General features: G+C 67.3%; 16 protein-coding genes and 2 tRNA genes. 11 read left to right on the top strand and 7 right to left on the bottom strand.

Going from position 1 to position 14106, the window contains the following annotated elements:
* Positions 1-12: 12 nt before the first annotated feature.
* The 6 genes from QM772_RS06610 to QM772_RS06585 all read left to right on the top strand — a co-directional run bounded on the left by QM772_RS06610 (position 13) and on the right by QM772_RS06585 (position 5316).
* Entirely contained in the window at positions 13-459 is a 447-nt protein-coding gene (locus QM772_RS06610) for an FKBP-type peptidyl-prolyl cis-trans isomerase (protein ID WP_415134751.1), read from the top strand.
* A 168-nt stretch (positions 460-627) separates the two neighbouring features.
* Positions 628-1599: a 4-hydroxy-3-methylbut-2-enyl diphosphate reductase gene (gene ispH / locus QM772_RS06605; RefSeq protein ID WP_415134749.1), complete on the top strand. Its 972-nt coding sequence runs from the start codon at positions 628-630 to the stop codon at positions 1597-1599.
* 101 nt (positions 1600-1700) lie between these two features.
* Complete coding sequence (serS, locus tag QM772_RS06600) at positions 1701-3011, top strand: serine--tRNA ligase (protein ID WP_415134747.1); 1311 nt, start codon at positions 1701-1703, stop codon at positions 3009-3011.
* A 208-nt stretch (positions 3012-3219) separates the two neighbouring features.
* Entirely contained in the window at positions 3220-4473 is a 1254-nt protein-coding gene (locus tag QM772_RS06595) for a papain-like cysteine protease family protein (RefSeq protein WP_415134745.1), read from the top strand.
* Between the two features lie 48 nt (positions 4474-4521).
* Positions 4522-5166: a hypothetical protein gene (locus tag QM772_RS06590; RefSeq protein WP_415134743.1), complete on the top strand. Its 645-nt coding sequence runs from the start codon at positions 4522-4524 to the stop codon at positions 5164-5166.
* A gap of 60 nt (positions 5167-5226) precedes the next feature.
* Positions 5227-5316: transfer RNA gene (locus QM772_RS06585), tRNA-Ser, on the top strand.
* Between the two features lie 33 nt (positions 5317-5349).
* Here the strand turns inward: QM772_RS06585 and QM772_RS06580 are convergent.
* Positions 5350-5961, bottom strand: a complete 612-nt coding sequence (locus QM772_RS06580; protein WP_415134741.1) for a tyrosine-type recombinase/integrase — start codon at positions 5959-5961, stop codon at positions 5350-5352.
* A gap of 1 nt (position 5962) precedes the next feature.
* Between QM772_RS06580 and QM772_RS06575 the strand changes: the two genes are divergently transcribed.
* On the top strand, positions 5963-6784 hold the full coding sequence (locus QM772_RS06575; RefSeq protein WP_415134739.1) for a toprim domain-containing protein: 822 nt from the start codon (positions 5963-5965) through the stop codon (positions 6782-6784).
* Positions 6785-7060: 276 nt separating this feature from the next.
* Here QM772_RS06575 and QM772_RS06570 read toward each other — a convergent pair whose 3' ends face one another.
* Together QM772_RS06570 and QM772_RS06565 are read right to left on the bottom strand one after the other, a co-directional pair.
* A complete protein-coding gene (locus QM772_RS06570; protein ID WP_415134737.1) occupies positions 7061-7447 on the bottom strand; it encodes a type II toxin-antitoxin system HicB family antitoxin in 387 nt (128 codons plus the stop codon).
* Positions 7448-7475: 28 nt separating this feature from the next.
* Positions 7476-7658 carry a type II toxin-antitoxin system HicA family toxin gene (locus QM772_RS06565; RefSeq protein WP_415134735.1) on the bottom strand — a complete coding sequence of 61 codons (183 nt, stop codon included), beginning with the start codon at positions 7656-7658 and terminating at the stop codon, positions 7476-7478.
* Here QM772_RS06565 and QM772_RS06560 point away from each other — a divergent pair.
* Entirely contained in the window at positions 7639-7998 is a 360-nt protein-coding gene (locus QM772_RS06560; protein ID WP_415134733.1) for a hypothetical protein, read from the top strand. The two genes, QM772_RS06565 and QM772_RS06560, sit on opposite strands and share 20 nt — an antisense overlap.
* Positions 7999-8170: 172 nt before the next feature.
* Positions 8171-8536: a hypothetical protein gene (locus QM772_RS06555; RefSeq protein ID WP_415134731.1), complete on the top strand. Its 366-nt coding sequence runs from the start codon at positions 8171-8173 to the stop codon at positions 8534-8536.
* A 649-nt stretch (positions 8537-9185) separates the two neighbouring features.
* Here the strand turns inward: QM772_RS06555 and QM772_RS06550 are convergent.
* The 4 genes from QM772_RS06550 to trxB all read right to left on the bottom strand — a co-directional run bounded on the left by QM772_RS06550 (position 9186) and on the right by trxB (position 10865).
* Positions 9186-9273 (bottom strand) — tRNA-Ser (locus tag QM772_RS06550).
* Positions 9274-9362: 89 nt separating this feature from the next.
* Positions 9363-9533 carry a 50S ribosomal protein L33 gene (gene rpmG / locus QM772_RS06545; protein WP_006298735.1) on the bottom strand — a complete coding sequence of 57 codons (171 nt, stop codon included), beginning with the start codon at positions 9531-9533 and terminating at the stop codon, positions 9363-9365.
* A 21-nt stretch (positions 9534-9554) separates the two neighbouring features.
* Positions 9555-9788: a 50S ribosomal protein L28 gene (rpmB, locus tag QM772_RS06540; protein ID WP_087282502.1), complete on the bottom strand. Its 234-nt coding sequence runs from the start codon at positions 9786-9788 to the stop codon at positions 9555-9557.
* 126 nt (positions 9789-9914) lie between these two features.
* Positions 9915-10865: a thioredoxin-disulfide reductase gene (gene trxB, locus QM772_RS06535; protein WP_415134727.1), complete on the bottom strand. Its 951-nt coding sequence runs from the start codon at positions 10863-10865 to the stop codon at positions 9915-9917.
* A 140-nt stretch (positions 10866-11005) separates the two neighbouring features.
* Between trxB and QM772_RS06530 the strand changes: the two genes are divergently transcribed.
* Positions 11006-11680 carry a Crp/Fnr family transcriptional regulator gene (locus QM772_RS06530; protein WP_415134725.1) on the top strand — a complete coding sequence of 225 codons (675 nt, stop codon included), beginning with the start codon at positions 11006-11008 and terminating at the stop codon, positions 11678-11680.
* A gap of 68 nt (positions 11681-11748) precedes the next feature.
* Positions 11749-14091, top strand: coding sequence for a DNA translocase FtsK (locus QM772_RS06525; protein WP_415134723.1), 2343 nt, complete (start codon positions 11749-11751; stop codon positions 14089-14091).
* Positions 14092-14106 lie beyond the last annotated feature (15 nt).

The following is a 14106-nucleotide window of genomic DNA, read 5'->3' as shown; positions in this document are numbered from 1 at the left end:
ACCTCCATCCGCATGGCCACCGTCGAACCGGGCTCCTTCCTCACGCTGCACTACCGCCTGGCAGGGCCGCAAGGCGACGTCATCAACACCTTCGGCGGCCCGCCGGCCACGCTGTCGCTGGGCGCGGGCGAGCTGTCGCCGGCCGTGGAGCGGCGCCTGGTCGGCCTGGGGGAGGGCGCGCGCGCCCGCTTCGACATCCCCGCCGGCGAGGCCTTCGGCGAGCGCAACCCCGACATGGTGCAGTGGCTCGCGCGCAAGGAGCTGGACGCGCTGGGCGACCCCGACGAGCGCTATGCCGTCGGCGAGGTGGTGCAGCTGCCCACGCCCGACGGCCAGGGCCAGTTCGCCGCCGTCGTGCAGGCGGTGCGCGACGATGGCGCGCTGAAGCTCGACTTCAACCACCCGCTGGCCGGCCAGCCCGTCACCTTCGAGGTGCACGTGATCGGGGTGCTGGAATGACCCACCCCCGTTGCTCCACGCGCTGCGCGATGTTGCGCCTCCCCCCTCGAGGGGGCGTACCCACTGGCCGGGGGAACCCCGGCCACGGGTGCGCTGGCATGGCCTGCTCCGCGGCCATTGGTGTCGTGTTGCTGGGCGCACCCCGGGCGACCGCCGTGGATCATGGCCATGAATAGCCCCTCTGAAGTCCTCCTGGCCGAGCCGCGCGGCTTCTGCGCCGGCGTGGACCGCGCCATCGAGATCGTCGAGCGCGCGCTGGCCAAGTTCGGCGCGCCGGTCTACGTGCGCCACGAGATCGTGCACAACACCTACGTGGTGAACGACCTCAAGGCCAAGGGCGCGATCTTCATCGAAGACCTGGCCGACGTGCCGCCCGGCGCCACGCTGGTGTTCAGCGCCCACGGCGTGCCCAAGGCGGTGGAGCATGAGGCGGCGGCGCGGGGCTTTCAGGTGTTCGACGCCACCTGCCCGCTGGTGAGCAAGGTGCACGTGGAGGTGGCCAAGCTGCACCGCGAGGGCTACGAGTTCATCATGATCGGCCACAAGGGCCACCCCGAGGTGGAAGGCACCATGGGCCAGCTCGACGCCGGCATCCACCTGGTGGAGGACGTGGCCGACGTGGCGCGCATCCAGCCCGCGCAGCAGCAGAAGCTGGCCGTGGTCACGCAGACCACGCTGAGCGTGGACGACGCCGCCGAGATCACCGCCGCCGTGAAGGCGCGCTTTCCGCAGGTGCGCGAGCCCAAGCAGCAGGACATCTGCTACGCCACGCAGAACCGGCAGGACGCGGTCAAGCTGCTGTCGCGCCAGGTGGACGTGGTGATCGTCGTCGGCAGCCCCACCAGCAGCAACTCGAACCGCTTGCGCGAGGTGGCGCGCAAGCTGGGCACCGAGGCCCACATGATCGACGGCGCCGACGAGCTGCGGCCCGAGTGGGTGCAGGGCAAGGCGCGCGTCGGCCTGACGGCCGGCGCCTCGGCGCCCGACATCCTGGTGCGGCAGGTGATCGAGCGGCTGCGCGCGCTGGGCGCGGTGTCGGTGCGCAAGCTCGACGGCATCGAGGAGACCGTGCGCTTCCCGCTGCCCAAGGGCTTGAAGCTGGACAGCGCGACCGAGTCCATGCTCGACCACCTGAGCTGACATTTGCTTCTGAATCGATAGCTGCCAGCGCTTGACAGACAAGCGCTGGAGGCCGATTTGACCATGAACCAGCGCGGCAGGCCGCCCGCTACAATCGCCCCATGCTCGACCCCATCCTGCTCCGCAAAGACCTTGGCGCCGTGCTGGCGCGCCTGAAGACCCGCAAGGACCCGCAGCCCTTTCTCGACGAAGCCGCCTTCACCGCGCTGGAGGCCGAGCGCAAGACCATCCAGACCCGCACCGAGGAGCTGCAAGCCCAGCGCAACAGCGCCAGCAAGCAGATCGGCCAGCGCAAGGCCAAGGGCGAGAGCGCGGACGACCTGATGGCCCAGGTCGCCGCCATCAAGGACGAGCTGGACGCCTCCGCCGCGCGGCTCGACGCCCTGCAAACCGAGCTGCACGCGCTGCTGCTGGCCGTGCCCAACCTGCCGCACGAGAGCGTGCCCGTCGGCGCCGACGAGACCGCCAACCACGAGGTGCGCCGCTGGGCGCCGCACGGCCTGGCGCCGCGCGCGTTCGACTTCCCGGTGCGCGACCACGTCGAGCTGGGCGAGCCGCTGGGCCTGGACTTCGAGACCGGCGCCAAGCTGGCCGGCGCGCGCTTCACCTTCATGCGTGGCCCCATCGCCAGGCTGCACCGGGCACTCGCGCAGTTCATGCTGGACGTGCAGACCCAGCAGCACGGCTACACCGAGTGCTACACGCCCTACATCGTCAACGCCGACACGCTGCGCGGCACCGGCCAGCTGCCCAAGTTCGAGGCCGACCTGTTCGCCGCCAAAAAGGGCGGGCAGGAAGGCGAGGGCGAGGCGCTGTACCTCATCCCCACCTCCGAGGTGTCGCTCACGAACCTGGTGCGCGGCGAGATCGTGGCCGAGGCCGATCTGCCCATCAAGCTGACCGCGCACACCCCGTGCTTCCGCTCCGAGGCCGGCAGCGCCGGGCGCGACACGCGCGGCATGATCCGCCAGCACCAGTTCGACAAGGTCGAGATGGTGCAGGTCACCCATCCCGAGCGCAGCTACGAGGCGCTGGAGGAGATGGTCGGCCACGCCGAGGCCATCCTGCAGAAGCTGGAGCTGCCCTACCGCGTGGTGCTGCTCAGCACGGGCGACATGGGCTTCGGCGCCAGCAAGACCTACGACCTGGAGGTCTGGGTGCCCGCGCAGGCCACCTACCGCGAGATCAGCTCGGTGAGCAACTGCGAGGCCTTCCAGGCCCGCCGCATGCAGGCGCGCTTCAAGAACGCGCAGGGCAGGAACGAGCTGGTGCACACGCTGAACGGCTCCGGCCTGGCCGTCGGCCGCGCCCTGGTCGCGCTGCTGGAGAACCACCAGAACGCCGACGGCGCCATCAGCGTGCCCAAGGCGTTGCAACCCTACCTGGGCGGGATCGACGTGTTGCGCGCCTGAGCGGCGCCTGATCGATCCGCGGCCCGCGCCTGGCTTGCGCGCGGGCCGCGCGGCCGCCTGCCGGGCGGCATTCGCGCCTACCTTCAAAGGCTTACCCCCCCTTGAGGACGGGCCGCGCAGCCTTTCTTCCTATCATGGACCGAACCAATTCGCGGTGATGGCACCGCGCCCTGGGGTCCGGGAAGGACGTCGATCAAGGAGATCAAAAATGACGGTGAGAGCCCTGTTCATGGCGTCATGGGAGCGCGCCGGCGGCACGTGGGTGGCCCGGCACGGCCTGACCGGCGCGCAGTACCAGGCGGCCTTCGACCAGTACGCGGCTCAAGGCTACCGGCTGCGCACGGTCAGCGGCTACAACGTGAATGGCACGACCTGCTATGCCGCCATCTGGGACAAGGCCGCCGGCCCGGCCTGGGCGGCGCGGCACGGCCTCACGGCGGCGCAGTACCAGGCGGCCTTCGACCAGTACGCGGGCCAGGGCTACCGGCTCAAGATGGTGAGCGGGTACTCGGTGGGCGCCAGCGCCCGCTTCGCCGCCGTGTGGGAGAAGGCGGCCGGCCCGGCCTGGGCCGCGCGCCACGGCCTGACCGGCGCGCAGTACCAGGCCGCGTTCGACCAGATGTCGGCCCAGGGCTACCGGCTGCGCTGGGTCTCAACGTATGCCGAGGGCGGGCAGGCGCGCTACGCCGCGCTGTGGGACAAGTCCGCCGGCCCCGCATGGGTGGCGCGCCACGGCCTCGAAGAGGCGGCCTTCCGCGCCGCCGCGCAGGGCTACGCGGCCCAGGGCTACGACCTCGTCTGCGGCAACGCCGTGACCCTGGGCGGCAAGGACTACTACGCCGCCCTCTGGGAGAAGAAGGCCGCCGCCAGCGTGATGCACCACGGCATGACGGGGCCGACCTACCAGATCAAGTTCGACGACCTGGCGGCCCAGGGCTGGCGGCCTGTGTTCGTCGCCGGCTACGCGGGCGAAGACCCGGTGGACGTGGTGCTGAGATTCCCGATCCAGCGGCAGTTGCAGAGCCAGTGGTGCTGGGCTGCCGTGTCGGCCAGTGTTGCCAGCTATTACCTGCGCAGCACCACTTGGACGCAGTGTCGCGTGGCCAACGCGCGCTGGGGGCGCAGCGACTGCTGTGGCACGGGCGCCTCCGGACCCTGCAACAACCCGTCGGTGCTGGACACGCCGCTCACGACGGTGGGCCACTTCAACCGCATGACGAGTTCGCAGGAATCGCTGCAGACACTGGAAAACGAACTCGTCGCGGGTCGGCCGGTGTGCATACGCGTCGCATGGGCCGGTGGGGGCGCCCATTTCATCGTCGCCTCGGGCACCGAGGACGATGGATTCGTCTGGATATCCGATCCCGGCGGCGGCACCCTGGCCCTGGTGGCCTACGATACCCTGCGTACCGCCTACTCCGGCTCAGGTACGTGGACGCACAGCTACTTCACGCGCGCCTAGCGCCAGCGCAGCGAACTTGATCGAAGGAGAGATACCGTGCCCATTGAAATGCCTCAAATACCGCCCGCCGTCGTTAACGCGCTGAACAACGACCTGCCCAGATTCGCGGTGGCGGCCAGCCGCCCGGCGCCCGAGACGCCGCCGTCGCTCGTGGTCAGGCCCAGCATCGCGCGCAGCGGACGCACGCTGTCGCAGTCGCTGCAAACTTCGCTGGCGCAGGGCGCCGCGACCGGCGCCGGCGCGCCGGTGACCGTGCTGGGCCTGGACGAACTGGCCGCGGGCAAGCCGCTGCGCCAGGTCAAGCCCAGGCTGTGGGCCCAGATCCTGCCTGCCGCCGAAGGCGGCCAGCAGGCGATGGCCGAAGTGGATCAGGGCGCCGGCAAGGTGACCTCCGTGGTGGAGGGCCCGCAGGTGCGCGCGTTGACCAAACGCATCGCCGGCCTGGCCAGCCCCACCGCGCGCGCCACGTCCGCGCGCCAGACGCTGGCGCTGATCCGCGTGCCTGCGCTGCACCTGACCGCCGTGTGGCTTCAGGGTGCTGCCGGCGAGGCCGATGACGTCGTCATCCCCAATGACGGCCCCATCGCGCCGCTGGTGCCAGGGCAGCGCTATTCGCTGGCGGAGTTTCAGGGCATCGTCAAGGCCATGGCCACGGAGCGCCTGGCGAAGACGGGCGATGCAATGGGTGGGTGAGTCTGCATGGGGGCGGCGCGCAACCGACCTGCTAGAATCCTCGGTTCGACACGAATACGCGGAGAGGTGGCAGAGTGGTCGAATGCGCCGGACTCGAAATCCGGTATACGGTTTACCGTATCGAGGGTTCGAATCCCTCCTTCTCCGCCACAGATAACGGCCTGATGCTACAGAAAACGTAGCTCAGGCCGCTTTCTTTTGTAGATGGTGGGGATTTTTTTGCCCGATCTTGCCAACGGCGGCGGCCAGCGTGTCGATGTAGTGGTGGGCGTAGCGCTGTGTTGAGCGCTGATCCTTGTGCCCAAGGACGCGGCCCAGGGTGAACAGGTCAACCCCGGCGTTCGCCATCTCCGTCGCGGCCGAGTGTCTCAAATCGTGGAAATGGAAGCCGTGCATGTCGGCGCGGTCGCGGGCGCGCTCCCAGGCCCGCTGGATGGTGATCTTGGGGCATGGCTCGAAAGCCCGGGCACACACCGCAGCGCGCGGGTGCATGGGGACGATGCGGGGGTTGCCGTTCTTGGTGTCCCGCAGCACCCATGCTTGGCCCGATACCTCGGCGCGAAGAATCTCCCCGAGTCGCATCCCCGAGTAGAACGCGATGCGGATAGCGAGCCGCGCCGTGCGGTTCGTGCACTGCCGACAGACCGCCAGCATCTGCGCGCGTGTCAGGTACTGGTGGCGGGCATTTTCAACCTGTGGGGCCGTGACGCGTGCCGCAGGGTCGCTTTCACCCATGCCGTGCGCCTTCCAGCCGTAACGACAGGCTGCGGTCAAGTAGCGGATGCGGTTGCGCACAGTGGCCGGCGACAGCGGCGAGCCGTCTTCCTTTGTGGCCTTGATCCGGTACCTGCGCGATGGCGAGCTGGTGAATGCGAAGTATCGCAACGCGGCAGAGAAGCGCGACATGCGGCAGGAAGGCGGCGCGGAGCCCTGCCTGTTCGGCTGGCACTTGATCGACCCGAAGGCCCGCCGCATCGCCATCGCGGAAGGCGAAATTGACGCGATGACGCTGCACCAGTGTGACATCCCGGCGCTGTCGGTCAACGCGGGCGCAGGCAATCATCAATGGCTTGAAAACGACTGGTCGCGGCTGGAGCGGTTCAGCGAAATTCTGATCTGCTACGACAACGACGAGGCGGGCGAGAAGGGCGCGCGCGAGGTCATGCACCGCTTGGGGATCGAGCGCTGCAAGCGCGTGATTTTTCCGGCGAAGGACGCGAACGACTACCTGCTGCAAGGCGCGGATGGATCGGACTTCGACGAAGCGATCCGCTCGGCAAAAACGCAAGACCCGGAAGAGCTGCGCCAGGCGTCGGACTTCATGGATCGCGTCAAGGCCATGTTCTACCTGACGCGCAAGGGCGAGAAAAGCCCGCTGGTGGTCGCCAAGGCCGTGACCATGTTCTGGTTGGATGATCGGTGCCAGTACTGCTGGGGCGTGGGCTCGTTCGTGATTCCCGGCACCCCAATCCTGGGCACCACGTGCCGCCATTGTGGCGGTACGGGGCAGCGGCCCATCCCGTTCGGCGAGGTCGGCAAGGCCACGCTGGCGCACATGGACGCCGCCGCTGAGAGTGCACTGCACAGCATGAGGAGACGCTTGCGCAATACGCGGTGAGAGGATGGGCAAGATTCAACACTTCACGTGGCAAATCCGCACAGTTTGTAAGACGCTTGCTTGTGTGGTACATTCGTCCCGTGTACGCAGATGGTGCTTACCATCTCGCCCACAAAGTTTCCGGCGCGAGCCCGCATCCACCTACCGCCCCGGTTTGTGCCGATGGGCGAGGGTCGAATCAGCGCAAGACGCTGACCAACCCGCGATGGATGAACTCGCCCCTACGAAAGCCGCTGGATCGAAAGATCGGCGGCTTTTTGCATTGCCCTATGTGGTTCAGCTAGCCATCTCGCGCTCAGCCGCCCTAGCGAGGAAGGCTGAACGGGTTTGCCCGCGCCGATGAGCTTCATCGTCGATACGGCCCACCAGATATTCTGGGAGGCTGATGTTGACCCGGACGGCCCGCGAGCGGGCTTTGGTCACATCAAGGTCAACCAAGAGCCAGAAGCCGCCGCGATAGTCCTTGTTCTTGGCAAGAGATTCCGGCGAGCTGGGTTGCGGGATGGGATCGTTGTCGGCTCCGAAATGAGCCTCCATCGCTTCCTGTGCCGCAGCAGGGAGGTCTTTGAGTTCATCGGCAGCCGCAAAGCAGCCGGGAAAATCGGGGAAGGTCGCTCCGTAAGCCGATCCGGCTTCCTTGTGAACGTAGATTGGATAAAGCACTGGTGTTCCTTTCTTGAAAGGCCCCGCCTTAGCGGAGCCCAGCTTGTTTGAGGATGCTGCGGACTGTCGGTAGCGGCAAGTCCTTCTTTGGGTGTGGCACTGTGACCTTGCCGGGCTTGATCGGGTGCTTGAATTGGTGGTGAGAGCCAACCGTGTGCACCAGCACCCAGCCGTCCGCTTTGATTTGCTTGATGAGTGCCGCGCTGTTCATGTACTCAATTATACACACTTACGCAAGATTGCGCAAGTTTTTTTCGTTCATCAATCCAGCCATCAGCAAGGGCCGGCGCCGCACGGGTGAGCTGCGGTCATTGAATCTTGCGTGGTGGAGCGGCGAGGCCGGAAAGGCATCGGGCGTCGGGCGCACGGTTCCCGATGAAGGCTGCGGCACGAAAGCCATTGGAGCATTCATTGGCTTGGAGGGCGCGGCGCGGGGCGATTCGGCGCGCTGCCGTGAAGTGGCGCGGTACGCCACGGAAATGGGGCTACAGCCCCGCACGGTGAACGGGGCGCGGGTCTGGCGGCGCAGCGCGAAGCGACCAAGGGAGTAGCGGGGACAGGGCGCGGGGGTGGGGATGGGTGGGGATAAAACGCCTCCCGTGCATATAAGGGGGGGTGAGGTAGGTAGGTAGGGTACCTACCTACCTTAATGGGGGGGATATATAGGGGAGACCCCCACCCATCCCCACCATCCCCACCCCCAAACCGATTTGAGGGCTGGAAATGGACAGTTTGGAGATGATGGACGGGCAGGGCCGGGCCGATGACAGCAGCGAGGCAGCGGCGGCGCACGCGCGGCTGTGCCGGCAGATAGAGGCCGAGCTGGTCGACCAGTACAAGCGCCTGCGGGTCTTGTTCGAAACCTGCACGGAGGCCGCACAGCGGCGGGCGCAGACTGGCGGCGTGAATGCAGACAAGGCGCTGGCGCACTTGGCATCGGCAGCCGTGGCGGCACAGGGCGCGGCGGCGCGCACGCTGAGCGGCATCCTGCGAATCAGCAGCGAGGCGCAACTAGCGGAGCGGGCCGCGCTGCACGGGGCGGCTGCGCCACTGGTGGAGGTTGGCGCCGAGGGCGCGCAAGGGGCATGACACCTGCGGAGCGGGCGCTGGTGCGCCGGACGTGGGCAGAGGTACGGGCGGCGCGCGCGCGATTGCGTGAATTGTCTGCGCCCGGCCCGAGAAACTCTCACCCAGCCGAGGCACCCCCGCGCAGCGGGCGCTGATCGCGGCAGAGCTGGCGAACCTGGGGGAAGGCCGCCCTGACGAAACTGCGCCAAAAGGCGCAGTTTCCCAGGCCGATGCCGCAGAGAAGTTACAGGTTTCCCGCCGCTGCTGGGATGCTGCGGGTTTCTCAGCACTACAAAGATAGTAGCTAAAAGTTTGAAATGATTGGCGCGAGGCCGAAGCGGGCAGGGGCTGGGCGCCGGCCGCGCCACTGCGGGAAAGGTGTATGCGTCACCCGCCGCGCCACCCGCCGCACTCTGCGCATGACTTGGCTGCGGGCGCTCGCCACCGTGCAAGCCCCAAAGAGTACCGGCTGAATGCAAAATGTGGCACAACAGCAACAAGCCCGGGGAGGGGTAGGGAGGCAGCCGGCAGGGTATTTTTGTGGGTACTCTATAGGTTGAATAGCAGAGAACCTAGTGTTTATGCGGGCTGCGGGCAGTCTTAGGAATCCCTCCTTCGCCACAGATAAAGAAAGCCTGCTACTTGAAAAGTAGCAGGCTTTTTTGTCGTCTGGCGGAAGCGGTGAGATTCGAACTCACGGACGGTTGCCCGTCGCCGGTTTTCAAGACCGGTGCAATCGACCACTCTGCCACGCTTCCATGTGCGTCTCGCCCGGCGGATTCTAGGCCAGGACGCCAAAACAAAGCCCGCTGCAAGAGCGGGCTTGTGATGCTTCAGGAGCGCTGAATCACTTCAGCTTGATTTCCTTGTATTCGACGTGCTTGCGCGCCTTGGGGTCGAACTTCATGATCGACATCTTCTCGGGCATGGTCTTCTTGTTCTTGCTGGTGGTGTAGAAGTGGCCGGTGCCGGCCGTGGATTCCAGCTTGATCTTTTCGCGTCCGCCTTTGGTAGCCATGGTGTCAGCTCCTTGATGGGGTTAGGCTTGGCCGCGGGCACGCATGTCGGCGAGCACGGCATCGATGCCGTTCTTGTCGATCAGGCGCAGGGCGGCGCTGGACACGCGCAGGCGCACCCAGCGGTTCTCGCTCTCGACCCAGAAACGGCGGTATTGCAGGTTCGGCAGGAACCGGCGCTTGGTTTTGTTGTTGGCGTGGGAAACGTTGTTCCCGACCATGGGCTTCTTGCCCGTGACTTCGCACACGCGTGCCATGAGGACACTCCGGATTTGTCAAAACGGCCGCCGCCTGTGCACTCCCTGAGCAAACAAGGAATGGTGGGCAGGGGCCTCACCTCGCCAGAATCGATGGGGTGGCGGTAACCCCAGGAAAGCCCGCGATTATAGCCCGGTTTGTTCCAGGAAGCGCTGTGCATCCAGCGCCGCCATGCAGCCGGTGCCGGCGCTGGTGATGGCCTGGCGGTAGACGTGGTCCTGCACGTCGCCGGCGGCGAACACGCCGGGCACGCTGGTCTGGGTGGCGAAGCCTTGCAGGCCGCCGCGGGTCTTGATGTAGCCGCCCTCCATGTCGAGCTGGCCCTGGAAGATGTCGGAGTTGGGCGAGTGGCCGATGGCGATGAAGCAGCCCTGAAGGGCGATGTCCTCGGTGGCGCCCGTGTCCACGTGCCGGATGCGGATGCCGGTGACACCGCTGTCGTCGCCCAGCACTTCGTCAAGCGTGAAGAAGGTCTTCAGCACGATCTTGCCGGTGGCCACCTTGTCCATCAGCTTGTCGACCAGGATCGGTTCGGCGCGGAACTTGTCGCGGCGGTGCACCAGGGTCACCTTGCGCGCGATGTTGGAGAGATACAACGCTTCTTCGACGGCGGTGTTGCCGCCGCCGATGACGCAGACATCCTGCTCGCGGTAGAAGAAACCGTCGCAGGTGGCGCAGGCCGAGACGCCGCGGCCCATGAAGGCTTGTTCCGACGGCAGGCCCAGGTACTTGGCGGAGGCGCCGGTGGCGATGACCAGGCTGTCGCAGGTGTAGGTGCCGCTGTCGCCGGTCAAGGTAAAGGGGCGCTGTGAGAGGTCGGCCGTGTGGACGTGGTCGAAGACGATCTCCGTCTTGAAGCGCTCGGCATGGGCCAGGAAGCGCTGCATCAGGTCGGGGCCCTGCACGCCTTCGGCATCGGCGGGCCAGTTGTCCACCTCGGTGGTGGTCATCAACTGGCCGCCCTGGGCCATGCCGGTCACCAGCACCGGCTGGAGGTTGGCGCGCGCGGCGTAGACGGCGGCCGTGTAGCCGGCTGGGCCGGAGCCGAGGATCAGGACTTTGGCGTGCTTGCTCATGGGGAGTTTTTTGGAGATTGCCGGCGGCTGATATAGGATAGACGATGCTGCGTGCAGCGCCGTATGGCGCGCGACGCGGTACGAGAATGCTTCAATTTTAAGAACAGCGCCAAGAGCGTGATGACCGGAGGCTTATTGCCATGACGATGTTGTCGAGTCTCGATCTGATTCGCCGCGTACCCCTTTTTTCCATGTTGACCGAGTCGCAGGCCACCGCGGTGGCCGATGCGGTGGTCAAGCGCCGGTTCAAGCGCGGCGAGGTGATCGTCGAGCAAGGCAAGAAGACCAACGCGCTGTTCATCCTGCTCAACGGCCGAGCGCGCGTGGTCACGGCCGACAGCCGCGGGCGCGAGGTGATCCTGGCCACGCTGCAGCCGGGCGACCACATCGGCGAGATGAGCCTGATCGACAACGAGCCCCATTCGGCCACCGTGCGCGCCGAGGTGCAGACCGACGTGCTGATGCTCGGCCGCATCGAGTTCGCGCGCTGCCTGCCGGAGAACACCTCCATGGCCTACGCCGTGATGCGCGGCCTGGTGCAGCGCCTGCGCCATGCCGACCGCAAGATCGAGTCGCTGGCGCTGATGGACGTCTACGGCCGGGTGGCGCGCGCGCTGCTGGAGTTCGCCGTCGATACCAGCGAGGGCGAGAAGCTGATCCGCGAGAAGATCTCGCGCCAGGACATCGCCAAGATGGTGGGCGCCTCGCGCGAGATGGTCAGCCGCGTCATGAAGGATCTGGAAGAGCGCGGCTTCATCCAGACGCAGGGCAACGGCTCGATCCTGGTCAAGGACCGCCTGACCACGCTGGGCTGATGCCCGCCGCGCCGCTGCCGGGCGGCGCCGATGGCATGCGGTAAGCTCGCGGCACTGTAGTTTCGTCCATGGCTTATCCCCTCAACACATTCAACGGCAGCGCCGCCGAGCCGGCCGCGCGCTCGGGCATCGGCCGCTTCGCGCAGGAGGTCGTGCTGGTGCTCGGCCTGGCGCTGATCATCTTCGTGATGCTGGCGCTGGCCAGCTACTCGCCGCAGGATGCGGCCTGGTCCACCTCGGGCGCTGGCGGGCCGGTGCGCAACTGGGCCGGCAAGCTGGGCGCCTGGCTGGCTGACCTCGTCTACGTGCTGCTGGGCTTCTCGGCCTGGTGGTGCGTGGCGGTGGCGCTGCGGGCCTGGGTGGCCGGCATGCTGCGCTGGATGCATGCCGAGCCCGGCCCGGCTCCCCGCATCGCCGGCCGCTCGCTCTGGGCGCGGCTGATGGCGACGCGCTGGGCGCCGTGGCTCGGCCTGGCCCTGCTGCTGGCCTCCAGCACCGGGCTGGAGTGGTCGCGCCTGTACCGCTGGGACGCGGCGCTGCCCGGCTCGGCCGGCGGCGCGCTGGGCTACCTGGGCGGGCCGGTCGCCGTGCAATGGCTGGGCTTCACCGGCTCGGCGCTGCTGGGCATCGCCGTGCTGGTGCTGGGGGCGGCGCTGGCGTTCCGCTTCTCGTGGAGCCAGGTGGCCGAGCGCATCGGCGCCGGGCTGTACGCGCTGGTCGAGTCGCGCCGCGAGCGCCGCGAGATCGCGCAGGACCTGGCCCTGGGCAAGCAGGCCGCGCGCGAGCGCGAGGAGGTGGTGCACCACGAGCGCGAGGTGATCGAGGAGCAGCACCCCGCGCCCGTGCTCATCGAGCCCGCCGTGGTGCAGGTGGCCAAGAGCGAGCGCGTCGTCAAGGAAAAGCAGAAGCCCCTGTTCACCGAACTGCCCGACAGCCCCCTGCCGCAGGTGGACCTGCTCGACAGCGCGCCCGGCCGCCAGGAGAGCGTGGCGCCCGAGACGCTGGAGATGACCAGCCGCCTGATCGAGAAGAAGCTCAAGGACTTCGGCGTCGATGTGCGCGTGGTGGCCGCCGCGCCTGGTCCCGTCATCACCCGCTACGAGATCGAGCCGGCCACCGGCGTGAAGGGCTCGCAGGTGGTCAACCTGGCCAAGGACCTGGCGCGCTCGCTCTCGCTGGTGTCCATCCGCGTGATCGAGACCATCCCCGGCAAGAACTACATGGCGCTGGAGCTGCCCAACGCCAAGCGCCAGTCCATCCGCCTGTCCGAAATCCTGGGCTCGCAGGTCTACAACGAGGCCAGGTCGCTGCTCACCATGGGCCTGGGCAAGGACATCGTCGGCCACCCGGTGGTGGCCGACCTGGCAAAGATGCCGCACGTGCTGGTGGCCGGCACCACCGGCTCGGGCAAGTCGGTGGGCATCAACGCCATGATCCTCAGCCTGCTGTACAAGGCCGAGCCCAAGGACGTGCGCCTGCTGATGATCGACCCCAAGATGCTGGAGATGTCGGTCTACGAAGGCATCCCGCACTTGCTGGCGCCCGTGGTCACCGACATGAAGCAGGCCGCCCACGGCCTGAACTGGTGCGTGGCCGAGATGGAGCGCCGCTACAAACTGATGAGCAAGGCCGGCGTGCGCAACCTGGCCGGCTTCAACCAGAAGATCGACGACGCCAAGGCGCGCGGCGAGTTCATCTACAACCCCTTCAGCCTCACGCCCGAAGACCCCGAGCCGCTGGAGCGCCTGCCCTACATCGTCGTCGTCATCGACGAGCTGGCCGACCTGATGATGGTGGTCGGCAAGAAGATCGAGGAGCTGATCGCCCGCCTGGCGCAGAAGGCGCGCGCCGCCGGCATCCACCTCATCCTGGCCACGCAGCGGCCCAGCGTGGACGTGATCACCGGCCTCATCAAGGCCAACATCCCCACGCGCATCTCGTTCCAGGTCTCAAGCAAGATCGACAGCCGCACCATCCTCGACCAGATGGGCGCCGAGGCGCTGCTCGGCATGGGCGACATGCTCTACCTGCCCAGCGGCACCGGCCTGCCCATCCGCGTGCACGGCGCCTTCGTCAGCGACGACGAAGTGCACCGCGTCGTCGAATACCTCAAGGCGCAGGGCGAGCCGAACTACATCGACGGCGTGCTCGAAGGCGGCACGGTGGATGGCGAGGAAGGCGGCTTCGGCGAAGCCGGCGACGGCGGCGGCGAGAAGGACCCGATGTACGACCAGGCGGTGGAAGTCGTGCTGAAGAACCGCAAGGCCAGCATCTCGCTGGTGCAGCGCCACCTGAAGATCGGCTACAACCGCGCCGCGCGCCTGGTCGAGGACATGGAGAAGGCCGGCCTCGTCAGCGCCATGAGCGGCAGCGGCCAGCGCGACATCCTGGTGCCCGCGCGGGCCGAGTGACCGCCCGGTGTCTCG

The organism is Ottowia sp., assembly GCF_047601385.1.
GTDB lineage: Bacteria > Pseudomonadota > Gammaproteobacteria > Burkholderiales > Burkholderiaceae_C > Ottowia.
Note: the sequence above shows the minus strand (reverse complement) of the source record. Positions and strands in the feature narration are given on the sequence as shown.

Coding starts and splice junctions, on each gene's coding strand:
- QM772_RS06610 (WP_415134751.1), top strand. CDS start 13: ATGGCCACCGTCGAACCGGGCTCCTTCCTCACGCTGCACTACCGCCTG.
- ispH (WP_415134749.1), top strand. CDS start 628: ATGAATAGCCCCTCTGAAGTCCTCCTGGCCGAGCCGCGCGGCTTCTGC.
- serS (WP_415134747.1), top strand. CDS start 1,701: ATGCTCGACCCCATCCTGCTCCGCAAAGACCTTGGCGCCGTGCTGGCG.
- QM772_RS06595 (WP_415134745.1), top strand. CDS start 3,220: ATGACGGTGAGAGCCCTGTTCATGGCGTCATGGGAGCGCGCCGGCGGC.
- QM772_RS06590 (WP_415134743.1), top strand. CDS start 4,522: ATGCCTCAAATACCGCCCGCCGTCGTTAACGCGCTGAACAACGACCTG.
- QM772_RS06560 (WP_415134733.1), top strand. CDS start 7,639: ATGAGTGCCGCGCTGTTCATGTACTCAATTATACACACTTACGCAAGA.
- QM772_RS06565 (WP_415134735.1), bottom strand. CDS start 7,658: ATGAACAGCGCGGCACTCATCAAGCAAATCAAAGCGGACGGCTGGGTG.
- QM772_RS06555 (WP_415134731.1), top strand. CDS start 8,171: ATGGACAGTTTGGAGATGATGGACGGGCAGGGCCGGGCCGATGACAGC.
- rpmG (WP_006298735.1), bottom strand. CDS start 9,533: ATGGCTACCAAAGGCGGACGCGAAAAGATCAAGCTGGAATCCACGGCC.
- rpmB (WP_087282502.1), bottom strand. CDS start 9,788: ATGGCACGCGTGTGCGAAGTCACGGGCAAGAAGCCCATGGTCGGGAAC.
- trxB (WP_415134727.1), bottom strand. CDS start 10,865: ATGAGCAAGCACGCCAAAGTCCTGATCCTCGGCTCCGGCCCAGCCGGC.
- QM772_RS06530 (WP_415134725.1), top strand. CDS start 11,006: ATGACGATGTTGTCGAGTCTCGATCTGATTCGCCGCGTACCCCTTTTT.
- QM772_RS06525 (WP_415134723.1), top strand. CDS start 11,749: ATGGCTTATCCCCTCAACACATTCAACGGCAGCGCCGCCGAGCCGGCC.